23 protein-coding genes are annotated in these 25,057 nt (G+C 67.6%); 14 read left to right on the top strand and 9 right to left on the bottom strand.

Going from position 1 to position 25,057, the window contains the following annotated elements:
- Positions 1-2: 2 nt before the first annotated feature.
- The 5 genes from rnpA to QZ853_RS06340 all read left to right on the top strand — a co-directional run bounded on the left by rnpA (position 3) and on the right by QZ853_RS06340 (position 7,577).
- Positions 3-497, top strand: a complete 495-nt coding sequence (rnpA, locus tag QZ853_RS06320; RefSeq protein ID WP_295571420.1) for a ribonuclease P protein component — start codon at positions 3-5, stop codon at positions 495-497.
- On the top strand, positions 497-2,212 hold the full coding sequence (gene yidC / locus QZ853_RS06325; protein ID WP_295571422.1) for a membrane protein insertase YidC: 1,716 nt from the start codon (positions 497-499) through the stop codon (positions 2,210-2,212). The genes rnpA and yidC overlap by 1 nt, the downstream gene beginning before the upstream one ends.
- Positions 2,213-2,307: 95 nt before the next feature.
- Positions 2,308-4,980, top strand: a complete 2,673-nt coding sequence (locus QZ853_RS06330; RefSeq protein ID WP_295571424.1) for a polysaccharide deacetylase family protein — start codon at positions 2,308-2,310, stop codon at positions 4,978-4,980.
- 3 nt (positions 4,981-4,983) lie between these two features.
- Positions 4,984-6,333, top strand: coding sequence for a tRNA uridine-5-carboxymethylaminomethyl(34) synthesis GTPase MnmE (gene mnmE / locus QZ853_RS06335; protein ID WP_295571426.1), 1,350 nt, complete (start codon positions 4,984-4,986; stop codon positions 6,331-6,333).
- A gap of 137 nt (positions 6,334-6,470) precedes the next feature.
- A complete protein-coding gene (locus QZ853_RS06340) occupies positions 6,471-7,577 on the top strand; it encodes a glycerophosphodiester phosphodiesterase (RefSeq protein ID WP_295571427.1) in 1,107 nt (368 codons plus the stop codon).
- A 92-nt stretch (positions 7,578-7,669) separates the two neighbouring features.
- Here QZ853_RS06340 and QZ853_RS06345 read toward each other — a convergent pair whose 3' ends face one another.
- Together QZ853_RS06345 and QZ853_RS06350 are read right to left on the bottom strand one after the other, a co-directional pair.
- Positions 7,670-8,440, bottom strand: coding sequence for a rhomboid family intramembrane serine protease (locus QZ853_RS06345; protein ID WP_295571428.1), 771 nt, complete (start codon positions 8,438-8,440; stop codon positions 7,670-7,672).
- A 105-nt stretch (positions 8,441-8,545) separates the two neighbouring features.
- Positions 8,546-9,508: a TerC family protein gene (locus tag QZ853_RS06350; RefSeq protein WP_295571429.1), complete on the bottom strand. Its 963-nt coding sequence runs from the start codon at positions 9,506-9,508 to the stop codon at positions 8,546-8,548.
- Between the two features lie 386 nt (positions 9,509-9,894).
- Between QZ853_RS06350 and QZ853_RS06355 the strand changes: the two genes are divergently transcribed.
- The 4 genes from QZ853_RS06355 to QZ853_RS06370 all read left to right on the top strand — a co-directional run bounded on the left by QZ853_RS06355 (position 9,895) and on the right by QZ853_RS06370 (position 13,550).
- Positions 9,895-11,064 carry a class I SAM-dependent rRNA methyltransferase gene (locus tag QZ853_RS06355; RefSeq protein WP_100475116.1) on the top strand — a complete coding sequence of 390 codons (1,170 nt, stop codon included), beginning with the start codon at positions 9,895-9,897 and terminating at the stop codon, positions 11,062-11,064.
- A gap of 96 nt (positions 11,065-11,160) precedes the next feature.
- The gene (locus QZ853_RS06360) at positions 11,161-11,841 is read left to right on the top strand and encodes a YafY family protein (RefSeq protein WP_295571431.1); all 681 of its coding nucleotides are present in this window, start codon (positions 11,161-11,163) and stop codon (positions 11,839-11,841) included.
- A 92-nt stretch (positions 11,842-11,933) separates the two neighbouring features.
- A complete protein-coding gene (locus QZ853_RS06365) occupies positions 11,934-12,203 on the top strand; it encodes an antibiotic biosynthesis monooxygenase (protein WP_285318739.1) in 270 nt (89 codons plus the stop codon).
- A 105-nt stretch (positions 12,204-12,308) separates the two neighbouring features.
- Positions 12,309-13,550, top strand: a complete 1,242-nt coding sequence (locus QZ853_RS06370) for a dipeptidase (protein WP_295571433.1) — start codon at positions 12,309-12,311, stop codon at positions 13,548-13,550.
- A 48-nt stretch (positions 13,551-13,598) separates the two neighbouring features.
- Here the strand turns inward: QZ853_RS06370 and QZ853_RS06375 are convergent, their stop codons facing one another.
- Both QZ853_RS06375 and QZ853_RS06380 read right to left on the bottom strand, forming a co-directional pair.
- The gene (locus tag QZ853_RS06375) at positions 13,599-15,026 is read right to left on the bottom strand and encodes an amino acid permease (protein WP_295571434.1); all 1,428 of its coding nucleotides are present in this window, start codon (positions 15,024-15,026) and stop codon (positions 13,599-13,601) included.
- A 175-nt stretch (positions 15,027-15,201) separates the two neighbouring features.
- Entirely contained in the window at positions 15,202-16,197 is a 996-nt protein-coding gene (locus tag QZ853_RS06380) for an aldo/keto reductase (protein WP_295571435.1), read from the bottom strand.
- A gap of 120 nt (positions 16,198-16,317) precedes the next feature.
- On the opposite strand from QZ853_RS06380, the gene QZ853_RS06385 reads away from it, so the two are divergent.
- Positions 16,318-17,220 carry a LysR family transcriptional regulator gene (locus tag QZ853_RS06385; RefSeq protein ID WP_295571437.1) on the top strand — a complete coding sequence of 301 codons (903 nt, stop codon included), beginning with the start codon at positions 16,318-16,320 and terminating at the stop codon, positions 17,218-17,220.
- A gap of 23 nt (positions 17,221-17,243) precedes the next feature.
- On the opposite strand, the gene QZ853_RS06390 is transcribed toward QZ853_RS06385, so the two are convergent.
- From QZ853_RS06390 to QZ853_RS06400, 3 genes are read right to left on the bottom strand one after another with little or no spacing between them, the layout of a single operon-like run.
- Entirely contained in the window at positions 17,244-17,681 is a 438-nt protein-coding gene (locus QZ853_RS06390; protein WP_295571438.1) for a hypothetical protein, read from the bottom strand.
- Positions 17,678-18,307: a leucine efflux protein LeuE gene (leuE, locus tag QZ853_RS06395; protein WP_295571439.1), complete on the bottom strand. Its 630-nt coding sequence runs from the start codon at positions 18,305-18,307 to the stop codon at positions 17,678-17,680. The genes QZ853_RS06390 and leuE overlap by 4 nt, the downstream gene beginning before the upstream one ends.
- 14 nt (positions 18,308-18,321) lie before the next feature.
- The gene (locus QZ853_RS06400) at positions 18,322-19,293 is read right to left on the bottom strand and encodes a LysR family transcriptional regulator (RefSeq protein ID WP_295571441.1); all 972 of its coding nucleotides are present in this window, start codon (positions 19,291-19,293) and stop codon (positions 18,322-18,324) included.
- Between the two features lie 91 nt (positions 19,294-19,384).
- Here QZ853_RS06400 and QZ853_RS06405 point away from each other — a divergent pair, with 91 nt between their 5' ends.
- Positions 19,385-20,392 (top strand): zinc-binding alcohol dehydrogenase family protein, encoded by a 1,008-nt coding sequence (locus QZ853_RS06405; RefSeq protein ID WP_295571443.1) that lies wholly within the window; start codon positions 19,385-19,387, stop codon positions 20,390-20,392.
- 162 nt (positions 20,393-20,554) lie between these two features.
- On the opposite strand, the gene QZ853_RS06410 is transcribed toward QZ853_RS06405, so the two are convergent.
- A complete protein-coding gene (locus QZ853_RS06410) occupies positions 20,555-21,160 on the bottom strand; it encodes a glutathione S-transferase N-terminal domain-containing protein (RefSeq protein ID WP_295571444.1) in 606 nt (201 codons plus the stop codon).
- Positions 21,161-21,205: 45 nt separating this feature from the next.
- On the opposite strand from QZ853_RS06410, the gene rmuC reads away from it, so the two are divergent.
- The 3 genes from rmuC (at position 21,206) to QZ853_RS06425 (ending at position 23,898) form a co-directional block, all read left to right on the top strand.
- Positions 21,206-22,756, top strand: a complete 1,551-nt coding sequence (gene rmuC, locus QZ853_RS06415) for a DNA recombination protein RmuC (protein WP_295571446.1) — start codon at positions 21,206-21,208, stop codon at positions 22,754-22,756.
- 71 nt (positions 22,757-22,827) lie between these two features.
- Positions 22,828-23,226 (top strand): hypothetical protein, encoded by a 399-nt coding sequence (locus QZ853_RS06420; RefSeq protein ID WP_295571447.1) that lies wholly within the window; start codon positions 22,828-22,830, stop codon positions 23,224-23,226.
- 126 nt (positions 23,227-23,352) lie between these two features.
- Positions 23,353-23,898 carry a glutathione peroxidase gene (locus tag QZ853_RS06425; RefSeq protein WP_010487473.1) on the top strand — a complete coding sequence of 182 codons (546 nt, stop codon included), beginning with the start codon at positions 23,353-23,355 and terminating at the stop codon, positions 23,896-23,898.
- A 138-nt stretch (positions 23,899-24,036) separates the two neighbouring features.
- Here QZ853_RS06425 and QZ853_RS06430 read toward each other — a convergent pair whose 3' ends face one another.
- Complete coding sequence (locus tag QZ853_RS06430; protein WP_295571448.1) at positions 24,037-25,056, bottom strand: VacJ family lipoprotein; 1,020 nt, start codon at positions 25,054-25,056, stop codon at positions 24,037-24,039.
- Position 25,057: the final 1 nt, after the last annotated feature.

Below are 25,057 nucleotides of genomic sequence, written 5' to 3' on the forward strand. Positions count from 1 at the left end.
CCATGCCGCACCTTGCGGCAGACGCAATCCCTTCGACAGTGAATACTGCAGACCCGCGCAAGCGATTCCCTCGCTCTGCGCGGGTTCGCACGCGTGCCGAATATTCAACGGTCTTCAACGGCGCCCGCCGTGTGTCCGATCCGCTGATGACCCTGCACTGGCTGCCGGCTGACCGGCCGGCCAGGCTGGGTCTGGCGGTTTCCCGCAAGGTTGATCCGAACGCCGTGGGGCGTAACCGGATCAAGCGCGTCCTGCGCGACATCCTGCGTCAGACACGTACCGAAATCCAGCCAGGCGACTTTGTCGTCGTGGCTCGAAGTGCTGCGCGTTCCGCCAGCAACGACGACATTCGCCAGGCCTTCCTGCGCCTGCTGCGTCGCCTGCGTGCATTGCCCACGCCGGGCGTGGACGGCACAATGCCGCCGCCTGATGGCATCGCCATTCCTTCTTTGACCGAGCCGGCATCGCGTCCCGGCCCCGCCGAGCCTGTCCGCTGATGAACCAGACCCGCGTATTCCTCATTTTTGCCTGGCTGATGGTGGCCGTGCTGCTGTGGATGGAGTGGAGCCGTGAAAAGGCTGCCCCGACCCCGGCACCGACGACCACGTCGGCCCCGGCCGCCGCACAGAGTGTTCCGGGCGCGACCTCGGGCGCCATCCCCAGCGCCCAGGTGCCGGGTGCACCGGGCCAGGCGGCCGTGCAGGCCCAGGCCAGCGCCACCCCGGCCAGCCAGCGCGTGACCGTCACTACCGACGTGCTGCGCCTGGTGCTCGACGGCGGCCGCGTGCTGGACGCCGAGCTGCTGCAGTTCCCGCAGACCAAGGACGAAGGCAGCCCGCCGGTCCGCCTGCTGACCGAAGACCCCGCGCATCCGTACAGCGCGATCAGTGGCTGGGCCAGCGAAGACAAGAACACCCCGGTGCCGGGCGCCGACGGCTTCAAGCTGGTCGGCGACACCCGGGACTTCGTGCTGGCCAAGGGCCAGAACGAGCTGCAGATCCCGTTCGTGTGGACCGCCGACAACGGCGTGACCATCAAGCGCACCCTGACCGTCTCGCGCAACGAGTACGCCGTGCGCTTCAAGGACGAAGTCAGCAATGCCGGCGCTGCGCCATGGAACGGCTACGTCTACCGCACCCTGGACCGCACCCCGACCATCCTGTCGCGGAGCATGACCAACCCGGATTCGTTCAGCTTCAACGGTGCCACCTGGTACGACAACGACAAGAAGTACCAGCGTCGTGCGTTCAAGGACTACCTGGAAGACGGCACGCTGAACCAGAACATCACCGGCGGCTGGCTGGCGATGCTGCAGCACCACTTCTTCACCGCCTGGATCCCGCAGAAGGACCAGACCGCGCACTACGTGCTGTCGCAGGTGGCCGGTCGTGACCTGATCGAGGCGCGTGGCCCGGCCTTCACCGTGGCCCCGGGCCAGTCGACCAGCACCGAAGCCCGCCTGTGGGTCGGCCCGAAGCTGGTCAACCTGATCGCCAAGGAAGACGTGCCGGGCCTGGACCGCGTGGTCGACTACAGCCGCTTCTCGATGATGGCGGTGATCGGCCAGGGCCTGTTCTGGGTGTTGAACCAGGTGCACAAGCTGGTCGGCAACTGGGGCTGGGCGATTGTCGGCCTGGTGGTGCTGCTGAAGCTGGTGCTGTATCCGCTGTCGGCCGTGCAGTACAAGAGCGGCGCCAAGATGCGTCGCTTCCAGCCGCGCATCGCGCAGCTGAAGGAGCGCTATGGCGATGACCGCCAGAAGTTCCAGACCGCGATGATGGAGCTGTACAAGAAGGAAAAGATCAATCCGATGGGCGGCTGCCTGCCGATCCTCATCCAGATGCCGATCTTCTTCGCGCTGTACTGGGTGCTGGTGGAGTCGGTCGAGCTGCGCCAGGCGCCGTGGCTGGGCTGGATCCAGGACCTGACCGCACGCGACCCGTACTTCATCCTGCCGGTGATCAACGTGGCGGTGATGTGGTTCACCCAGAAGCTGACCCCGGCACCGGGCATGGACCCGATGCAGCAGAAGATGATGCAGTTCATGCCGCTGGTGTTCGGCGTCATGATGGCCTTCATGCCGTCCGGCCTGGTCCTGTACTGGGTGGTCAACGGCGGCCTGGGCCTGCTGCAGCAGTGGTGGATGACCAAGCGCCATGGCGGCGACCCGGTCCCGGCCACCACCGCTCCGGCCCCGGTCAAGAAGAAGTAATCCCGATCGAACCGCAAAAGCCCGCCGCAAGGCGGGCTTTTCGCATGCGGCGTTAGAATTCCCCGCACACCGTTCCTCCCATTACCGAGTCCGCCATGCCGCGTGCGTCGTCGTTCCGCCTGTTCCTGCCTTCGCTGCTGCTCACCCTCGTCGTTGCCGGCTGTGGCGACAAGGACGCGAAGGCGCCGGCGAACGCGGTGACCCAGCCGAGCGCGCAGGCCGCTGCCGCTGCCGACCCGGCCGCCGCACCACTGCTGGGCGCGCTGCAGAAGCAACTCGATGGTTACCGCCGCATCATCGTGCTGCTGGCCGATGAAGACCGCCAGAGCACTGCCGACCGCGGCACGTCCACCCGCGTCGGCCAGCAGCTGTTCCACGAAGGCCTGGAACAGCGCACGGCGATCGCCACGCAGTTCGACACGCTGTTGCGCGACTCCAGTCCGCAGCGCTTCGCCACCCTCGGCACTGTGCTGGACTACATCGAATCGGCGCCGGAGCTGTTCGACGCCGACCGCCTGGCCTTCCGCGAAGTGCTGCGCGATCTGCACGAACGGGTCGGCAACGATTCGTCGCTGCCGGCGGTGAAGCTGCACCAGCGCATCGGCGAGGACCTGGAGGCGCTTGACGAGATCGAGCGCAACTACAACCAGGAACTCACCCGCATCTTCAGCCGCTTCGAGCGCACCCGTGCCATCGAGCTGAAGCGCGAGAAGTGGGACGACTACATCGCCCACCTGCACAAGGACTACAGCCGCGAAGCGATCCTGCGGGACTACGGCGTGATCGAGCCGTACCCGATGTCGATGAAGGACAGCGACCGCGAGATCTTCGGCCGTGACCTGCCGCCGAAGACCGTGGTGCTGACTTTCGACGACGGCCCGCACAAGGCCTACACCGATGAAGTGGTGGCCATCCTCAAGCGTTACGACGTGCCGGGTGTGTTCTTCGAAGTGGGCCGCAACCTGGGCAAGGTCGAGGCCGACGGCAAGGTCAGCCTCGGCCCGATGGCGAAGATCAGCCGCAACCTGATGGAAGAGGGTTATGCGGTCGGCAACCACAGCCTGACCCACGCCCAGCTCTCGCGCACCACCGGTGATGCGCTGCGCCAGCAGGTGCTGGACACCGACACGCTGCTGAAGGATGTCGACAGCAAGCGCGCGCCGCTGTTCCGCTTCCCCTATGGCGCGCGTAATGCCGAAGGCCTGCAGCTGCTCAACGAAGCCGGGTTGAAGTCGATCATGTGGAACATCGATTCGATGGACTGGGCCGACCCGGTTCCGGAATCGATCGTGCAGCGCGTGCTCGACCAGGTGAACAAGGAACAGCGCGGCATCATCCTGTTCCATGACATCCACGACCGTGCGGTGAAGGCGCTGCCGCAGATCCTGGACCGGCTGATCGCCGACGGCTACCAGTTCGCCGGCTGGAACGGCCGCGAGTTCACCGTCGCCCGCGCGCGCAAGGGCGCGGCCAGCGATGCCACCGTCACCACCGGCTATGAGAAGTCGTGGGCGATCGTGGTCGGCATCGACACCTACGCCAAGTGGCCGAAGCTGGAGTACGCCAGCCACGATGCGCAGGCGGTGGCCGACACCCTGACCGGGCAGTTCGGTTTCCCGTCCTCGCAGGTGATCGTGCTGAAGAACGAGCAGGCCACCCGCAACAATATCCTGGCTGCCTTCCACGACCGCCTGGCCGACGACCGCACCGGCAGGAATGATCGCGTGTTCGTATTCTTCGCCGGCCACGGCGCCACCCGCCAGCTCGCTTCCGGGCGCGACCTCGGCTACATCATCCCCGTGGATTCGGACCCGAAGGAATTCGCCACCGACGCCATCGCGATGACCGACATCCAGAACATCGCCGAGAGCATGCAGGCCAAGCACGTGATGTTCGTGATGGATGCCTGCTACAGCGGACTGGGCCTGACCCGTGGTGGGCCGTCGTCGTCGTCGTTCCTGCGCGAGAACGCACGCCGCAGCGCGCGGCAGATGCTGACTGCCGGCGGTGCCGACCAGCAAGTGGCCGATGCCGGCCCGAACGGCCACTCGGTGTTCACCTGGGTGCTGCTGCAGGCGCTGGCTGGCAAGGGCGATCTCAACGGCGACGGCCTGATCACCGGTACCGAACTGGCCGCCTACGTGGCGCCGGCCGTCTCAGCCGTTTCGCACCAGACCCCGGCCTTCGGCAGCCTGCCGGGTTCGCAGGGCGGCGAGTTCGTGTTCCAGGTGCCCGACAGCCAGGAATTCCTCAACGCCGATACGCGCCAGCTGACTGCCGATGCGATCGCGCTGAACAACAAGGTGGATGCCGCCAGCGAAGCCAAGGGTGCCCAGGCGCCGGTGACCGTGGCCGATCTGCAGGGCGGCAAGGCCAAGCTGGTGGTGCCCACTGCCGGTCCGGCCTCCGACCGCCAGCGCGCACAGCAGGCCAATGACCGCGGCCTGCAGTTGTACCGCGAGAAACAGTACGACGAGGCGGCTGCGCAGTTCACCGAGGCACTGAAGCTGCGCCCGGACTTCGCCCAGGCCGCCAACAACCTCGGCTTCGTCTATTACCGCCAACAGCGTTACGCCGAAGCCGCGCGCTGGCTGGAGAACACGCTGAAGATCGACCCCTCGCGGGCCGTGGCTTATCTCAACCTGGGCGATGCCTACTTCAACGCCGGCGACAAGGCCAAGGCGAAGCAGGCCTACACCACCTATCTGGCGCTGCAGCCGCAGGGCAGTGGTGCCGCGCAGGCACGGGCGCAGCTGGAGAAACTCTGAGCCATGAACGATGTGACCCGCACCGATACCATCGTGGCCATCGCCAGTGCCCCCGGCGCGGGCGGTGTCGGCCTGCTGCGCCTGTCCGGCCCGCGTGCGGCCGCCATCGCCAATGAATTGGGTGCGCCCACGCTGCGCCCGCGCCACGCCCACTACGCGCGCCTGCGTGATGCCGACGGCGAGGTGATCGACGATGGCATCGTGCTGTGGTTCCCGGCACCGAACAGCTTCACCGGCGAAGAGGTGGTGGAACTGCAGGGCCATGGCAGCCCGGTGCTGCTGCAGCAACTGGTCGCGCGCTGCATCGCGCTCGGTGCGCGCCAGGCGCGGCCGGGTGAGTTCAGTGAGCGCGCGTTCCTCAACGGCAAGCTCGACCTGGCCCAGGCCGAGGCCATCGCCGATCTGATCGCTGCGGGCGACAACCGCGCCGCGCGCGCGGCACGTCGCTCGCTTGATGGCGTGTTCTCGCGCCGCATCGACGCCGTGGTCGAGCAGCTGGTGCTGCTGCGCATCCATGTGGAAGCGGCCATCGACTTCGCCGACGAACCGCTGGATACCCTCGGCGGCGCGCAGGTGCGACGTGGCCTGGAACAGGCGCGCAGCGACCTGGCCCTGCTGCGCCGCGACGCCGAACGTGGCCGCCGCCTGCGCGATGGCCTGCACGCCGTGCTGATCGGTCCGCCGAATGCCGGCAAGAGCTCGCTGCTGAACGCACTGGCCGGCAGCGAACGCGCGATCGTTACCGACATCGCCGGCACCACCCGCGACACGTTGCGCGAGACCATCCGCCTGGACGGACTGGAGCTGACCCTGGTCGACACCGCCGGCCTGCGCGACGGCGGCGACGCCATCGAACGTGAAGGCATGCGCCGCGCCCACGTGGAAATCGAGCGCACCGACCTGGCGCTGATCGTGCTGGATGCGCGCGATCCTGCGGCCGGTGAAGCCGCGTTGGGTGATGCCGTGGCGGCGGTGCCGCACAAGGTCTACATCCACAACAAGTCGGATCTGCTCGATGTGCTGCCGACGATGGACGATCCGGACCGCGTGTTCGTCTCCGCTGCGACCGGTGCAGGACTGGAGGACCTGCATGCGAGGCTGCGCTCGATCGCTTCGGCCGGGGCAGGGGAGCAGATGGATGGTGAGTTCTCTGCGCGCACCCGCCATGTCGATGCGATCGAGCGCGCGCAGGAACACGCACAGCGCGCCGATGGCGAGCTGGCGCATGAGCATCTGGAACTGGCCGCCGAGGAACTGCGTCTGGCGCATGATGCGCTGGGCGAGATCACCGGGCAGATGAGTGCGGACGACCTGCTGGGCAGGATTTTTTCCAGCTTCTGCATCGGGAAGTAACTGTAGAGCCGAGCCCATGCTCGGCTGTTCTACCCGTCAGCCGAGCATGGGCTCGGCTCTACAGGTGCAGGCTTCCCCCACCTGTCACATTGCCGCCGCATACTGACGCCCATCACATACCGCTTGGGGAAGTCGCAGTGAAGTCGTGGGGTTGTGCGTTGCTGTTGTCGCTGGCCGTGGCACCATCGGTGGCCATGAGTGCTGAATCCTCCATCCCGGCCGCGCACAAGGTGTCGGTCTACGGCCACCGTGGCGCAAGCGCGCTGTTGCCGGAGCACACCCTGGCGGCCTACGCCCAGGCGATCGCCGATGGCGCCGACTACATCGAGCCGGACCTGGTGATGACCAGGGATGGGGTGATGGTGGCCCGCCACGAGAACGAGATCAGCGGCACCACCGACGTGGCCTCGCATCCCGAGTTCGCCAGCCGCCGCACCAGCAAGGTCATCGACGGGCAGAAGGTCGACGGCTGGTTCACCGAAGACTTCACCCTGGCCGAGCTGAAGACCCTGTACGCACGCGAGCGCCTGCCGGAGCTGCGCAGCACCGCCTACGACGGCCAGTTCCGGATCGCCAGCCTGGACGAGATCCTGGCCTTCCTGGTGCAGCAGGCCGGCCGCGCCAACCGTGGCATCGGCCTGGTACCGGAGATCAAGCACCCGACCTACTTCCAGTCGATTGGCCTGCCGATGGAAGACAAGCTGCTGGCCGCACTGCGCGGCAACGCGTATACCAACGTCGGTCCGGTCACCATCCAGTCGTTCGAGACCGCCAACCTGCGTTACCTGCGCGGCAAGATCCCGCGTGGCAGCAACATCCGCCTGCTGCAGCTGCTGTGGAAGGGCGATTCCCAGCCGGCCGACATCGCCAAGGCTGGTGGAAAGCTGACCTACGCGCAGATGATGACCCCGGCCGGGCTGAAGGACATCGCCACCTATGCCGACAGCATCGGCCCGGAGCTGCGCTCGATCATTCCGCTGGATGACAAGGGCGCACTGGGCACGCCAACCACGCTGGTGCGCGATGCGCACGCAGTGGGGCTGATGGTGATTCCGTACACCTTCCGACCGGAGAACCATTTCCAGGCCAGCAACCTGCGCAAGGGTGCCGACAACGCGCGCAACGCCGAAGGGTCGATCGCCGAAATGCGCGCCTACCTGGCGACCGGCATCGATGCGTTCTTCACCGATGATCCGGCGCTCGGTCGGCAGGCGGTGGATGGAATGGGCGCGGCGGGGAACTGATTCTCCCGGTGGCGCTGGCCGCTGGCCGGCAACCTCATGAACCTTCGGTGGCAATTCCCGGATTGCCGGCCAGCGGCCGGCACTACCCCACCTCAGCCGCGCGGGTCGTCCGGGCGGCGGAACGGGATCACCACGTAGTCCTGGCCCTCGCGCGGCTGCCACAACACCGGCACGCGCTGCGGTGACGGCGGCTCCAGCTCGTCGTCGGCAAGCGGCTCGGCGTCTTCTTCTTCGTCTTCCCAGCTGTAGCGCGGGCGCGGCGGCAGCGGATCGGCGTTGCGGAACAGCAGCGCGGCGATGATGCCGGCGAAGGCCCCGCCCATGTGCGACTGCCAGGACACGCCATCGGCGTGCGGCAGGATGGTCATCAGCATGCCGCCGTAGAACAGCATGCCGATCAGGCCGGTGGCGATCGCCGCGCGGTCGCGGCGCAGCAGGCCGAGGCTGGCCAGCAGGAACATCAGGCCGTGGGTCACGCCACTGGCACCCAAGTGCACGCTGCCGGGATTGCCGAGCATCCACGCGCCGAGACCCGAGCCCAGCCACAACAGGGGCAGCGCGCGCACCGTTGCTTTGGGGTAGACGCTGCCGGCCAGGGTACCGAGGATCAGGATCGCAATGCTGTTGGCGACGATGTGCTCCACCGAGGCATGCAGCAGCGGGCTGCCGACCAGGCCGAGCAGGCCCTTGGCTTCCAGTGGCGCCACCGCCCACGGCCGCCACTCGAAGCTGCCCTGCAGGGCGAACACGGCCACCAGCACCAGCACGGCGGCCAGGCTGACATTGAACGCCCGCAGGATGCGCGAGCGGTCATTGCGGGGGGCCGGCACGTCGCCGGCGGGCAGTGGCGTGTTGTTGTCCATACCTCAGCAATGGCGGTGGTCGCCGCGAAACCAAGGCTGCCGCGGCGGGAGAGTGGAGACGGCCGGCGGGACAATCCCACCGGCCGCATGTTCAGCAGGCCGGGCTCAGGCGTGGCCGGAGCCTTCCTTCGGTGGGTACTTCAGGCTCAGCACCACGGTGGCGGCGATGATCACCGCGACCACGCCCAGCGACACCGGGGTCGGGATCTTGAACAGGTCGATGATCATCATCTTGATGCCGATGAAGCCCAGCACCAGCGCCAGGCCATACGGCAGCAGGTGGAAGCGGTCGGCCATGCCGGCCAGCAGGAAGAACATCGCGCGCAGGCCCAGCACCGCGAACACGTTGGAGGTGAGCACGATGAACGGGTCGGTGGTGATCGCGAAGATCGCTGGGATGCTGTCCACGGCGAAGATCACGTCGGTGACCGCGATCAGGATCAGCACCGCGAACAGCGGGGTGAACCAGCGCACGCCATCACGCTTCACGCTCAGCGCGTCCCCGGCGTAGTCGGGCAGCAGGCGCAGGTGCTTGCGCATCCAGCGCAGCGCCGGGTTGGTCTCCAGATCGGGTTCCTGGCCGGCGGCGAACCACATCTTCCAGCCGGTGAAGAGCAGGAAGGCACCGAATACGTAGAGCAGCCAATGGAACTGGCTGATCAGTACGCTGCCGGCGAAGATCATGATCGTACGCAGCACGATCGCGCCCAGGATGCCGATGATCAACACCTTCTGGCGCTGCTGTTCGGGCACCGCGAAGTAGCTCATGATCATCAGGAAGACGAAGATGTTGTCGACCGCCAGCGCCTTCTCGACCAGGTAACCGGTCAGGAATTCGAGGCCGACCTTGTTGGCCATCACCTGGCCGGCGGTCTCATTCAGGTAGTACCAGAGGCCGGCATTGAACAGCAGGGCCAGCGCAACCCAGCCGATGGACCACCACAGGGCCTCCTTGAAGGTGACCTTGTGCGGTCCACCATGGCGCATCAACACGAGGTCGACCAGCAGGGCGATGACCACCACCGCTGCGAAGCCGCCCCACAACCACACGTTACCGATCGTCTGCATTGGGAATGTCCGTTGGAAAGATGGATGCCAGGCCGGACGGCGAGGATCTGCAACGGAGGATCGGGAGGGGGATCCAGGGACAGAGCTTCGCCAGTACGGCGAAGGTCTCGCTCGCAGTCCCAGTCGGCTGGAACTGCCGTTGCACCGGAGCCTGCGGGCTCGAAATGACGGCGACAACGTCTGGGAGCTACTCCCCTTCTGGCGCCGATTCTGCCGTCTGGCCGGGCCGCCGTCAAATGCCCTGGGGCCGGGGGCGGATGCCCAAAGGGGCTCCGACCCCCGTTCCCGCGCCCCCACCCTGGCAGACGCCAACCTTGGTTGGCATGCCGGCCGGGGTCAGAGCCACTGCGGGGATCTGAGCCCGATGCCCGGTTTACAATAGGTGGATGAATACCCCCCTTCCGATTGTCCGCCTCAAGAATGCGTGGCGTTCCAGCCACCCGTGGATCTTCCAGAAACTGGTCGAGAAGCCGACCGTCCGGCCCAAACCCGGTTCCATCGTCGACGTGGTCGGCATCGATGGCGAGTTCATTGGCCGCGGGTTCTACAACGGGCACTCGCGCATTGCCGTGCGCATCCTTGAAACCGACCAGAACGTGCCGGTCGATGCCGGCTGGTTCTCGCGCAAGATCGCCCAGGCGGTGTCGCTGCGCCGTGAGGTGCTGAAGCTGGACGCGGTGTCCGACGCCTGGCGCGTGGTGCACAGCGAAGGCGACGGCCTTTCCGGCCTGGTGGTCGACCGCTACGGCGACCTGGTGGTGGTCGAGTTCTTCGCCGCCGGCATGTTCCGCCACCGCGAGTGGATCTATGACGCGCTGCGCGAGCAGTTCCCGGGCTGCCGTTTCCACAGCTTCGCCGACGAGCACGTGCAGAAGCAGGAGAGCTTCGACTTCCACGGCAACACCACCACCGAAGCGTCGGTGATCACCGAGTACGGCATCAAGTTCCGCGCCGACCCGGCCGGCGCGCACAAGACAGGTTTCTTTGCCGACCAGCGCGAGAACCGCCAATGGCTGAGCCAGCAGGTGGAAGGCAAGAGCGTGCTGGACCTGTGCTGCAACACCGGCGGTTTTGCCGTGTACGCGGCCGCGCGCGGTGCTTCGGAAGTGGTCGGCATCGACATCGATGAAGACGTCATCCAGATCGCCAAGGGCAATTCGCGCCTGAACAACGTGCGCCCGAAGTTCGTCCAGTCCGACATCTTCCCGTGGCTGCGCGACGCCGCCAACCGCGGCGAGCAGTACGACGTGGTGATCCTGGACCCGGCGAAGATGACCCGCGACCGCGACCAGGTGATCACCGCGCTGAAGAAGTACCTGGACATGAACAAGCTGGCGCTGGGCGTGGTCAAGCCGGGTGGCCTGTTTGCAACGTTCTCATGCACCGGCCTGGTGGCCGAGGACCAGTTCCTCGACATGCTGCGCCGCGCGGCCTATTTCTCCGGCCGCACCATCCAGATCCTGAAGGTGGCCGGCGCCGGTCCGGACCATCCGTTCATGGCCCATGTGCAGGAATCGCGTTACCTGAAGGCCGTGTTCTGCCGCGTGGTGGATTGACCGCGTGACCGCCGATCTCTGTAGAGCCGAGCCCACGCTCGGCTGATCGGCCTGGCAGCCGAGCATGGGCTCGGCTCTACACAACCAAGACCGCCCATGCGCAAAGCCGACCGCCTGTTCCAGCTGGTCAACCTGATCCGCGTGCGCCAGCCGGTAACCGCCGCCGTGCTGGCGGCGGAACTGGACCTGTCGGTGCGCAGCATCTACCGCTACGTCGATGATCTGTCCGTGGCCGGCATCCCGCTCTATGGCGAGGCCGGCATTGGCTATCGCCTTGATCCCGGTTTCGAACTGCCGCCCCTGAGCCTGGATGCGGCAGAAGCCGAGGCACTGCAGCTGGCCGTGGAGATGCTAGCCTGCAGTGGCGCGGGCCACCTGCAACCTGCGGCGCGTTCGCTGCTGCACAAACTGCAGGCGGCCATGCCCACGCGTGCGACCAGCCCACGCACTGCCCGCGCGCTGCGCGCCATACCCGTTTCGCTGCCGTGCTGGCAGCCGCTGCATACGGCCATCGCCGACGGCCGCAGTGTGCAGCTGCGATATCGCACGCTGCAGGGCGCATCGAGCGAGCGGACCGTGCACCCGCTTGGCCTGTTCCACTGGGGCCAGCACTGGACACTGGGCAGCTGGTGCGCGCTGCGCCAGGACTACCGCGATTTCCGCCTGGACCAGATCGAAGCCCTCGCCGAAGCAGAGGGGCTGGACCTGCCGGCGCAGGTCGGTCTGGAAGCCTATCTGCGCTACCAACAGCGGGCCTGGGCGCTGCGCGGCCACTGACACCCCGCTGGCAGCAGGGGCTGCGCAGACTGCGCGCTCCTCCCACAACGGGCATCACCATGCACCCTGCTTCTTCCGTCCTCGAACTGGCCGTGTTCACCGTCAAACCGCACGCCCGTGCCGACATGCCGATGCTGCGTGAGCGGCTGCGCGCGGCCATCGCGCAGTTTCCCGGTCTGATCGACTACCAGCCGTTCTCGCCGATGGACGGCGACGACCGCTTCGTCGACATCGCCCACTGGAAGGACCTGGCCAGCGCGCAGGCGGCGGCACAGGCGTTCGCCGGTGGTGATGCGCGCTTTGCACCGTACATGGCCGCCATTGATGAGCTGCAGCTGATGCAGCACTTCCTGCCGGGTTGATCGACGCCTGGCACCCGTCTGTCAGTGCCGGGCTCATGCCCGGCCCTACAAAAAGGCCGGGCGCAGCGCTATGGTCGGGCTCTTCCCAATGCCGGTGAAAGCCCCATGCCATCGTTGCGTCAGCTGTCCGTCGTGCTTGTCCTGGCGCTGAGTGCGCCGCTGTCCGCCCACGCCATCGATTTCAGCGCGCAGGAACTGGCGCGGGCCAAGGCCCTGCAGCAACGCCTGGTCACCCTCGACAGCCATCTGGATACGCCGGCCAATTTCGGCCGCAGCGGCTTCGACATCGAACAGCGCCACGACCGCAACGCGCTCTCGCAGGTGGACTACCCGCGCATGGTCGAAGGCGCGCTGGACGGTGGTTTCTGGGCGATCTACACCGACCAGGGCGACCGCAGCGCCGCTGCGCACATGGCCGAACGCGACCACGGCCTGCAGCGTTTGATGGAAATCCGCGAAATGCTGGCCGCCAATCCCGAGCGCTTCGCACTGGCGCTGACCGCCGACGATGCCGCGCGTATCAAGGCCGCCGGCAAGCGCGTGGTCTACATCAGCATGGAAAATGCCAGCCCGCTGGTGGCTGACCCGAGCCTGCTGTCGTTCTACCACCGCGCCGGCCTGCGCCTGCTCAGCACCGTGCATTTCGCCAACAACGAGTTCGCCGATTCGGCCACCGACCCCAAGGGCGCGGAATGGAAGGGCCTGAGCCCGGCCGGCAAGGAGCTGGTGCGGCAGGCGGTGAAGCTGGGCATCGTGATCGACCAGTCACATGCCTCGGACGCGGTGTTCGATGACCTGCTGGCGATGATGCCGGTGCCGTTCGTGCTCTCGCACAGCTCGGCCAAGGCGGTCTATGACCATCCGCGCAATCTCGACGATGCGCGCCTGCGCAAACTGGCCAAGGCCGGTGGCGTGATCCAGGTGAACGCCTATGGCGGCTACCTGATCGATACGGCGAAGACGCCCGAGCGCAAGCAGGCCGAAGAAGCGCTCAGCAAGCAGCTGGGCGGCTGGGAAGGCATGGGCATCGAGCAGGGTGTGGCTCTGCTGAAAGCCGAACAGGCGCTGGACCACGAGCATCCGGTGCGCCATGCCAGCCTGGACGACTTCTTCGCCCACTTCGAGCACATCCTCAAGGTGGTCGGCCCCGAGCACGTGGGCATCGGCCTGGACTGGGATGGCGGCGGTGGCCTGAGCGATCTGCCCGATGTCAGCCAGCTGCCGAAGATCACCGCGTGGCTGCTGCGCAAGGGCTATACCGAGCAGCAGATTGCCGGCATCTGGGGCGGCAATCTGCTGCGGGTGATGCGCCAGGCGCAGGAGTACGCGGCAAAGCAGGGCGGTTGACCACCCTGCGGTAGTGCCGGCCAGCGGCCGCCACTACGGGTGAACCGGTTATTTCGCGATCAATGCATTGCGGCGGCTGTACAGGAAGTACAGCACCAGGCCGACCATGTTCCACACCAGGAAGTACAGCTGGGTGCTGTGCGGCAGGCTGAGGAACAGGTAGATGCAGCCCAGCGCCGCCAGCGGGCCCACCACGAAGGCCAGCGGTGTGCGGAACGTGCGCTCGCGGTTCGGCTCGCGCAGGCGCAGTACCACCAGGCAGATACCCACCGCAGTGAACGCGGCCAGGGTACCGGCGTTGGCCAGCGCCGCGATCTCGTCCAGGCGTGCCACACCGGCCAGCGCCGATACCACCACCGCGGTGAACAGCGTGGTCGCCACCGGCGTGCCGGTGCGTGCATTGACCTTGGACAGGCCACGCGGCAACAGGCCATCGCGGCTCATCACGAAGAAGATGCGGCTCTGGCCGTACAGGAACGCCAGCAGCACGGTCGGCAGGGCGATGATGGCGATCACGCCGATCACCATCGCCGCGGTCGGATGGCCCAGCTGGCGCATGATCAGCGCCAGCGGCTCGGCGCTGTGGCCGAACACGGCGTAGCTCATCGCACCCACCGCCGCCAGCGCCACCAGCACGTAGACGATGGTGCAGCCGATCATCGAACCGATGATGCCGATCGAGAGGTCGCGGCCCGGGTTCTTGGTTTCCTCGGCGGCGGTGGAGATCGCATCGAAGCCGTAGAAGGCGAAGAAGATGATCGCGGCCGCCGCCATCACGCCATGCTCGACGCCATCAGGGCCCAGCGACTTGGCGAAACCATAGGGCATGAACGGCTGCAGGTTGGCGCTGTCGAAGGCGGGCAGGGCCACCGCCACGAAGATGGCCAGCGCGATCAGCTTGAACACCACCAGGATGGCGTTGAGCGTGGCGCTTTCCTTGGTGCCGGCCATCAGCATGCCGGCCACCAGCCAGGTGATGATGATCGCCGGCAGGTTGATCATGCCGCCTTCCACGTGCGGGCCGGCTGCCAGCCAGGCCGGCAGGTGCACGTTCCAGCCGAACTGGGTGTGCACCCATTCAAGGAAGCCGACGAAGTACCCGGACCAGCCCACCGCCACCGTACTCACCACCAGCGAGTACTCCAGGATCAGGCTCCAGCCCACCACCCAGGCGAACACTTCGCCCAGCGCGCTGTAGCTGTAGGTGTAGGCACTGCCGGCGGCCGGCATCATCGTCGACAGCTCGGCGTAGGACAGTGCCGCGCAGGCGCAGACCGCACCGGCGATGGCAAAGGAGATCAGCACCGCCGGGCCGGCCAGGTTGGCTCCGACGCCGATCAGCGTATAGATGCCGGTGCCGACGATGGCGCCGATGCCGAGCGCGATCAGGTGTGGCCAGCTGAGCGTTGGGATCAGGCGCCTGCCGGCTTCATGGACGGTGACGGAATCTAGGGACTTGCGCCGGAACAGGGACATGCAGGCCTCGGAAGGGGTGACTGAGAACGACAAGTTCCCGAGTGTGACCGAACGCAGCGCAGCATTACCACTGACGGGGGTCATGCATGGCGGGGCGCGCGCTGCACCCCGGCTACGCTGCCGGAATCGGCACAATCCGGCCACAGCCACCGGTGTGCGTTGGTCCCGGCCGCCGCTACGACTCGATGTTGGCCATGCCACTGGCCGAATAGCGTTCACCCGCAGCGGCATGCAGCGGGAAGGCGGCATCCAGTGCGTCCAGCGTGGCCACATCCAGTTCCACCTGCAGCGCACCGAGGTTCTCGTCCAGCCGTGCGCGCCGTGTCGTGCCCGGGATCGGTACGATGTGCTCGCCGCGCGACAGCACCCAGGCCAGCGCCAGCTGCGAGGCGACGATGCCGCGCTCAGCGGCCAGGGCCTGCACGGTGTCCACCAGCGCCAGGTTGCGCTGGAAGTTCTCGCCCTCGAAGCGGGGCGAGCTACGCCGGTAGTCGTCGGCCTCGAAGTCATCCGGGCTGCGGATGGCGCCGGTAAGGAAGCCACGGCCCAGCGGCGAATACGGCACGAAGCCGATGCCCAGTTCCGCCGTGGTGGCCAGCACCCCGTTCTGCTCAGGCTCGCGCGACCACAGCGAGTACTCGCTCTGCACCGCAGTGATCGGGTGAACCGCATGGGCGCGGCGGAGGGTGGCCGCCGAGGCCTCGGACAGGCCCAGCCAGCGCACCTTGCCTTGTTCCACCAGTCGTGCCATCGCGCCTACAGTGTCCTCGATCGGCACGGTCGGGTCGACGCGGTGCTGGTAGTACAGGTCGATATGGTCCACGCCCAGGCGGCGCAGGCTGGCCTCGCAGGCGGCCTGCACATAGTCCGGATGGCCGTTGACCTGCCGCGCCTTCGGGTCGGCCGCGTCCAGGCCGATACCGAACTTGCTGGCCAGGAACACCTGGTTGCGGCGGCCGGCAATCGCGCGGCCGACCAGCACCTCGTTGGTGTGCGGGCCATACACATCGGCGGTGTCGAGCAGGGTCACGCCACGCTCCAGCGCGTGCCGGATGAGGGCAATGCCATCATCGTCACTGCCGCGGCCGCCGTAGTAGGCGCTCATGCCCATGCAGCCGAGGCCGAGGGCGGACACGGCGGGACCGGCGGGGCCTAGGGTACGGGTCTTCATGCGGATCTCCTTGGGGAAGCGCCACGCCGGGATGGGCAGTGGCGAGGGGCACAGCATCCTCCACGCCATCATGTGGATAAACTGCGTTCCACCGGACTTACCTTGAAGGCAGGCTTCACAATGGATGCCTCCGTTCCCCTCACCGCTGTGGTCGCCTTTGTCCACGTGGCCGAGCACGCCAGCTTCACCCGCGCTGCCGATGCCCTGGGCGTGTCGACCTCGGCGTTGTCGCAGAGCGTGCGCGCGCTGGAAGCGCGGATGGGCGTGCGACTGCTGCAGCGGACCACGCGGCGGGTCAGCCTGACCGAACACGGCGCGCGTTTCCTGCAGCGCGTGCGCGGCGGCCTGGATCAGATCGACCAGGCGTTTGCCGAACTGGACAGCGCTCGCTCGGTGCCTGCCGGGCGGTTGCGTGTGACCCTGCCGCGCATCGTCGCCGATCGCATGGTGCTGCCGCGGCTGCCCGATTTCCTTGCGCGCTACCCGCAGGTGCAGGTGGAACTGTGCGTCGATCCGGCGCTGACCGATCTCGTTGCCGAGGGCTTCGACGCCGGCATCCGCTTGGGCGAATCACTCGCACAGGGCATGATCGCGGTGCCGATCGGGCCACCCGAGCGGCAGGTGGTGGTGGCCACGCCGGTCTATTTCGAACGCCATGGCGTGCCGCAGACCCCGCATGACCTGCAGGGCCACGCCTGCATCGTGCACCGCTTGGCCAATGGCCGGTTGATGCCGTGGGAGTTCAGCCGCGAAGGCCACGACCTGGAGGTGGAAGTGAGCGGGCGGCTGGCGTTCAACGATGCCGGCGTCGCCCATCACGCCGTGCTGGCGGGGCTGGGCATGGCCCAGGGGTTCGCCTCGCTGATGGCCGACGACATCGCCGCTGGTCGACTGCAGAGTGTGTTGCAGGACTGGCAGCCGCCGTTCCCAGGTTTCCACCTGTACTACCCCGCGCGCGAGCAGATGGCGCCCAAGCTGCGGGTATTCATCGACCACCTGCGGGCGGAGATGCACGACCGGTAGATGCCAACCTTGGCTGGCATGCTTCAATCGATCACGCGCGCCGCTACGCCTCCCGGCCAATGGCAGCCCTCTTCCTGCCAGGCCTTGGGGTCATCGTGGAAAGCGGTGGTGCGGCCGTCGCTGGCGCGTTCGTAGCTCAGGTCCAGCACCAGCGCGCCCTGGGTGCTCAGCCGGTAGCGGCCGTTGACCCGCCCGTCGATGCGCTCTTCCCAGACACTGTCGAACTGGTAGGGGCGATCTTCGGCCAGCACCGTGGTCTCCATCGACATCCGGCGCAGCGTCAGGCGCTCACGCTGGCCGGCGTAGCGCACGTCGGCGCCGCCACCCGCCAGCCAGCGCCATTCCAGATGGATGCGGTCATTGCGACCACCGCTCAGGCAGCGATGGTCCTGCACGGTGGCGGCCGGGGCGGCACCGGCCAGCAGCAGGGCCAGGCCAAGCAGTGGCAGCCGCGCGTTCATCCGTTCAACCCGAGCCGGATGCCGAACCCCACCAGGAACAGGCCGGCCACCCGGCGCAGTGCATCGCTGATCCGCGGATGCTGGATCAAGCGGCGGCGGGCAAGGTTGCCGACCCCGATCAGCATCGAGCAGTAGGCGATGCTGACCACCAGGATGATGCCGGCCAATGCCGCGAAGGTCGCGATGCCCTGGTGCGCCTTGGGATCGATGAACAACGGCAGGAATGCCATGTAGAACAGGATCGCCTTCGGGTTGAGCAGGCTGACCAGGATCGCCTGCTGGAAATAGCGGCCCGGCTGCATGCGGATCGGGCCGGCATCCGCACCGTCGTGCTTGGGCGTGCGCAGCAGACTGATGCCGACCCACACCAGGTAGGCCGCACCCAGGTACTGCACGGCATGGAACACCAGCGGGTTGGCTTTCAGCAGCGCAGCCACGCCAGCCAGCGCCAGCCACATCAGGATCTGGTCGCCGACCAGCAGGCCGGCCAGTGCGGTGTAGCCGCCGCGCACGCCGCCACGGCCGGTGGCGGTCAGCAGGGTGAAGGTGCCGGGGCCGGGCAGGGCGAGGAACACCAGCACGGCGACCAGAAACGTCCACAGGTCCTGGATGCCCATCCACGGCATGGCGGTGTTCTCTGTTACGGGGGGCCGCCATTGTCGGCCAGCGCCGGGGCGGGCGACAGGGGGCCGGCAAGTCCATCGGGCATGCCAGACAGCAGCGGTTGCAGGTGCTGCCGCAGCTGCGCGTGCAGTTGCCGCACCGCCGGCGAGAACTGCTTGCGATGCGGGCACACCAGCTGCAGCGGAATGTGGCTGCCAACGCCATCGAGCAGCAGCTGCAGGCGCCCGGCCAGCACGTCTTCGCGCAGGTCCAGCCAGGATTTGTAGGTGATGCCTTCGCCGGCCACCGCCCAGCGTCGCACCACATCGGCGTCGTCGCAGACCAGCGGGCCGCGCACCGGAATGACAGTGCGGCGCCCGTCGACCTCGAACGACCAGCGATCGTAGGCGCGGCCGCTGAGCTGGTAGACCAGGCAATCGTGCTCGCGCAGTTCGTCAAGGCGCACGGGCGTGCCTCGTCGCCGCAGGTAATCGGGCGAGGCTGCGAGTACACGGCGGTTGTCTTCGAGCAGGGGCAGGGCGACATAGCTGGCGTCATCGAAATGGCCGATGCGGATCGCAACGTCCACCGGGTCGCGGAACACGTCGGCCACTTCATCGGACAGGCGCAGGTGCAGGCGCAGCCGCGGGTGCGCGGCGCGGAACGCGGTCAGCCACGGCAGCAGCAGGTTGCGACCGAAGTCCGACGGCGCCGACAGCTGCAGCGTGCCGTGCAGCTCGGCGTCCTCGCCCTGCACGCGGGCCCGCCCTTCGCGCAGGGTGGCCAGTACCTCCTGCGCATAGGGCAGGTAGAGCGCGCCCTCGCCGGTCAGGCGCAGGCTGCGGGTGGTACGCACGAACAGGCGCAGGTCCAGCTCGCGCTCCAGCCGCGCCACCGCGGCCGCGACTTGCCCGGGCAGCAGATCGGCCTCGCGTGCGGCCTGCGAGAAGCTGCCAAGCGCAGCCGTGCGGACGAACAGGTGCAGGTCATCGAAGCGGATCATCTTCATTGCCGGAGTGAAAGTGCTGCCCGATTCTGCGCCTTTCTGAGCGGCCGTGCGCGGCGCACTCTGTCGGCTCCTTCCCCACTGGACCGCTGCCATGCGCGCCATTGCCTACACCCACGCCGGCCTGCCGATTGATGATGCGCAGGCCCTGATCGACATCGAACTGGACCTGCCGCAGCCCGGCCCGCGTGACCTGCGGGTGGCGGTGCGCGCGGTGGCGGTCAACCCGGTCGACACCAAGGTGCGGCGCGGCGTGGCCACCGACGGTCCGCGCGTGCTGGGCTGGGATGCAGTCGGCATCGTCGACGCGGTCGGCAGCGAGGTGACCCTGTTCCAGCCCGGCGATGCGGTCTACTACGCCGGTGTGATCGACCGCCCGGGCAGCAATGCCGAGTACCAGCTGGTGGACGAGCGCAGCGTTGGCCGCAAGCCGGCGAGCCTGGACGATGCCGCCGCTGCGGCGCTGCCGCTGACCGCGATCACTGCCTGGGAACTGCTGTTCGACCGCCTGCGCATTCCCGAGGGCGGTGGCGAGGGTCAGACCCTGCTGGTGATCGGTGCGGCCGGTGGTGTCGGCTCGATCCTGGTGCAGCTGGCACGGAAGCTGACGAAACTGACGGTGATCGGCACCGCCTCGCGACCGGATACCCAGGACTGGGTGTATGCGATGGGCGCGCACCACGTGATCGACCACAGCCAGCCATTGGCCGAAGGCCTGGCGCGGCTGGGCATCAGCGAGGTGCAGCACGTCGCCAGCCTGACCCACTCTGACCAGCACTACGCGCAGATCGTCGAGCTGCTGGCGCCGCAGGGCCAGTTCGGCCTGATCGACGATCCGGGACAGGTGGATGTCATGGCGCTCAAGCGCAAGGCGCTGTCGCTGCACTGGGAATCGATGTTCACCCGACCGCTGTACAAGACTGCGGACATGCAGCGCCAGCATGAGTTGTTGAACCGGGTGGCCGAGCTGATCGACGCCGGCGTGCTGCAGACCACGCTCGGTGAGAACTTCGGGCGCATCGACGCGGCCAACCTGCGGCGTGCCCATGCGCTGCTGGAAAGCCACCGCGCCAAGGGCAAGATCGTGCTGGAAGGCTGGTAACACGAAGCGCCTTCTGTAGAGCCGAGCCCGCGCTCGGCTGCCGTTTGCGCATGGGCATCAGCCGAACATGGGCTCGGCTCTGCAGCGCTTCACCCACGCATGGCGCGGATCTACCGTGCCGATCAAGCGCGACACCTCCCCACAGCGGGCGCGACCCACTCCTCAGGCCACGCCGTTGTCGACGTGTTCGGCAAACCCGGGCTGCTGGCGCAGGCGTTCGAACCAGGCCTTCACATTTGGCAGTGTGGGTTTTCCGCCGGGCGTGCTGCGCCAGCGCTGGGTCGACAGGCCCAGCACGATGTCGGCCAGGGTGAACGCACTGCCGGTGACATGGGCCCGGCCATCGGCCAACTGCGCGTCGAGCACGCCCATCAGCCGGTTCCACTGCGCCAGGCTGGCCTCGGCGCGTACGTCATCCAGGTAGTCCGGGTGTTGCCGTACCCGGGCCATGAACACGTGGCGCCAGGCACTGTTGAGGTCGCTGGCCTGCCAATCCATCCACTGCTCCACCCGCGCACGGGCCTGTGCCGCGGCGGGCAGCAGGTCGTCGCGGCCGGCGCGGGCAGCCAGGTAACGGCAGATGCTGTTGGATTCCCACAGGACGAAGTCGCCGTCGCGCAGCACCGGTACCTGCCGGTTCGGGTTGAGCGCGGCCAGCAGGTCTGGCGGCGGCATGGGATCGTGTTGCAGCGGCAGGTCGAGCCCCGCGCACAGCCACAGCACCTTGCGCACATTGATGGAGGTGGGCTTTCCGTACAGAGCGAGCATGGTTCCGGCGCAGCAGCTGAGACTCCGCCAGCCTACACTTGCCGCATGCAAACCGAATATCTGCTCATTGGCGGCCTTCTATTGGCCGTGCTCATCCTGCAGCTGGTCGCCCTGCTGCGGCGCCCGCCCCACGACCGCCTGGAACAGGCGGTGCGCGAGGAGGCGCGGGCCGGGCGCAGCGAACTGCGCGAACAGCTGGACACCTTCGCCCGCGCGCTGACCGATCTGTCCACGCGTACCGACCAGCGGCTGGACCTGCTGCGCGAGGCCCTGGGCGAGGACGCCCGCAAGGCGCGCGCCGAGTCCGCCGAAAGCCAGCAGCGCGGCGCTGCATTGATGGGCCAGCGCCTGCAGGAACTGCGTGGTCAGCTGGATACCTTTGGCCAGCAGCAGGAGGCGCGCATCCATGCCTTCGGCCAGCAGCTGCAGGAACTGACCACGCGCACCGACAGCCAGCTCGGTGCCCTGCGCCAGACCCAGGTGGACGATGCACGCAAGGGCCGCGAGGAGGGCGCGCAGTCGCAGCAGCGCCTGACCGAGAACCTGGGCCAGCGGCTGCAGGAGCTGACCCAGCGCAACGAGCAGCGTATCGCCGAGATGCGCACGACGCTGGAAGAACAGCTGCGTGCGCTGCAGAGCGACAACGCACAGAAGCTGGAACAGATGCGCGTGACCGTGGACGAGAAGCTGCAGTCCACGCTGGAAACCCGCCTGGGCCAGTCCTTCAAGCTGGTCTCCGAGCGCCTGGAGCAGGTGCAGCGCGGCCTCGGTGAGATGCAGCAGCTGGCCACCGGCGTGGGCGACCTCAAGCGCGTGCTGACCAACGTCAAGACGCGCGGCAGCTGGGGCGAAGTGCAGCTGGAGAACATCCTCGAGCAGACCCTGACCCAGGAGCAGTACGCACGTGCAGTGAAGGTGCGGCCGGACAGCGGCGAGATGGTCGACATCGCCGTGCGCCTGCCGGGCCGCAGCAGCGATGACACGCCGGTATGGCTGCCGATCGACTCCAAGTTCCCGCGCGAGGACTACGAGCGGCTGCTGGATGCGCAGGAACAGGGGGACGCCGAGGGCGTGCGCCTTCAGGGCATCCAGCTGGAGCGCGCGGTGCGCGTGCAGGCCAAGTCGATCTGCGACAAGTACATCGCACCGCCGCACACCACCGACTTCGCGGTGATGTTCCTGCCCACCGAAGGCCTGTACGCTGAGGTGATCCGGCGCCCGGGCCTGGTCGACCTGCTGCAGCGCGAGCATCGCGTGGTGGTGGCCGGGCCGACCACGGTCACCGCCCTGCTCAACAGCCTGCAGATGGGCTTCCGCACATTGGCCATCGAGCAGCGCTCCAGCGAAGTGTGGAGCCTGCTGGGTGCGGTGAAGAGCGAGTTCGGCAAGTTCGCCGGCATCCTGGAAAAGGCCGAGAAACAGATCACCACGGTCGGCCGCAGCATCGGCGAGGCCAGCCGCAAGACGCGCACCATCGAACGACGCCTGCGTGGCGTGGAATCGCTGGCGTCCGAACAGGCGCAGTCGCTGCTGGGTGATCTGGCCGAGGGCGATGGGGCCGGCGAGGAGGAAGGCAACGACGGCGACGAGGCCTGAGCCACGCTGACACGCCGCCTGCATCGCCGATGCGTATGCTGGCGGCCTGTCCGCTTCGATCAGGTACCGCCATGCGCCTGCGCCTCTGCACCCGCCTTGTCCTGACCGCATTGCTTGCCGCCTGCAGCAGTGCGCCACCGGTTGCGGACACGCCGGCGCCTGCCGGCGCGGCAACCACGCCTGAAGCGGCCGAGGCCTACCGTGAAGCGCGCGACGTCGACTGCCAGGCGGCCGGTGGCAGCCTGCAGCGGCTGGGCCGGTTGCAGCGCGAGCAGTGCGTGATTCCCAATGCCGATGCCCGCAAGACCTGCAGCGGCAAGAGCGACTGCACGGGCCAATGCCTGGCCAGTGGCGAAGTGGCCGCCGGCAGCGTCGCCACCGGTACCTGCCAGCGTGATGCCAGCCAGAACTTCGGATGCCGCCAGCGCATCGAGGACGGCAAGGCGCAGGGCACGATCTGCGTGGATTGAAGATGTCCTGTAGAGCCGAGCCCATGCTCGGCTGCCCTGCAATGAGCCGAGCGTAGACTCGGCTCTACAACAGTGCGCGCGGCGCTATGCTGGTGGGCCATTCCCCGCCGTAGCCGGAGCCCCCGCGTGAGCACCCCGATCCAGGATATTTCCCTCACCACCATCGACGGCCAGCCGTCCTCGCTTGCCGACTACCAGGGCAAGGTCCTGCTGCTGGTCAACGTCGCCTCCAAGTGCGGCCTGACCCCGCAGTACGAAGGCCTGCAGGCGCTGTACGCGGAAAAGCACGCTCAGGGCCTGGAAGTGCTGGGCTTCCCCGCCAACAACTTCCTCGGCCAGGAGCCGGGCAGCGAGGCGGAGATCCAGCAGTTCTGCCAGCTCACCTACGATGTCAGCTTCCCGATGTTCTCCAAGATCAGCGTGGCCGGGGATGACACCCACCCGCTGTACCAGCAGCTGACCGCCGCGCAGCCGCAGTCGATCGGCGAAGGCCCACTGCGCGAGCGCCTGGCCAGCAAGGAGATTCCGATCCACGCCGCGCCGGCGGTGCTGTGGAACTTCGAGAAGTTCCTGGTCGGGCGCGACGGCAAGGTCATCGCCCGCTTCGCTCCGGACGTGGCCGCCGACGATGCACGCCTGCGCGAAGCCATCGAGGCCGCGCTGGCGGCCTGAGCAAGGCATGCCAACCAAGGTTGGCACCTGCCGGGCCGGGGCCGGACTCCTTTTCAGGGGAAAGGGTTCCGACCCCACCGGCAACGCCAAAGAAAAAACCCCGCCGAGGCGGGGTTTTTCATGCATCGATCAGCGACCTCAGTGGGTCCACTGCGGCATCGGCATCGCATCGACCGGAATCGGCGAATTGGCATCGTCGTGGCCACGGTCGCGTTTGCTGCGCAGATCGTTCTCGATCTGGTAGTTGCGGCGCTGCATCCACGCATCGCGCACCAGCGAGTACTCGTCCACCGCAGTGTCGCGCAGGTCGTCGATCGCCAGCAGCTGCGCGCGGGTATCGACCAGCTGCAGGCCCTGCAGGCCGATGCGGACCTTGTCTTCCTCGATGCGGCGGATCGGCGACAGCGGGATGTCGCCGGCCAGGCCGAACACATCGCGCACGGTACGCGGGCCGAAGAACGGCAGTTCCACGTAGCGCGAACGACGCCAGCCCCACACACCCAGGGTCTGGCCGAAGTCTTCATTGCGACGCGGCACCATCGCCTTGCTGGCCGGATCGAACAGGCCGCCGATACCCAGCGTGCTGTTCATCAGGAAGCGACCCAGGCTGTCCCACGCATCGGCACCACGGCCCTGCAGCAGCTGGTTGGTGATGGTCACCGGCGCGCGCAGGTTGCTGAAGAAGTTGCTGACGCCAGTGCGGGCGAAGCGCGGCACCACGTGGGTATAGGCGGTAGCCAGCGGACGGGCGATGCCGCGGTCGACCGCGTTGTTGAACGTGTGCACCTTGCGGTTGAACGGTTCCCACGGGTCGTAGGCCGCCGCGCTGCCGGTGTTGCGGGCGCCGCCGTAAAGAGCATCGAAGTCATCATCCCCGCCCGGCGCGCTGGCCGCCGCGGTCTTCGCTGCATCGGCATCGGTACTGGCTGCGGGCGGTGTCGGCGCCGCAGCGGTGGCGGGCGGCGGAGTGTTCACCGCGGCCACCGGGACTACCGGCGCGACGTCGGCAACGCCGGTGTCGACGGGCGCCGCCTCGGCGGGAGCGTTGGCCGGGACCACGGTGCTGGCGGCCGGCGCGTCGCTGCGCGCGGGCTTGCCGGCACAGGCAGTCAGCGCGGTGGCCAGGACGATCAGGGGGAGAGCGCGTACGACGTTCATG

The sequence above is a fragment of the uncultured Stenotrophomonas sp. genome (genome assembly GCF_913778665.1).
Lineage (GTDB): Bacteria > Pseudomonadota > Gammaproteobacteria > Xanthomonadales > Xanthomonadaceae > Stenotrophomonas.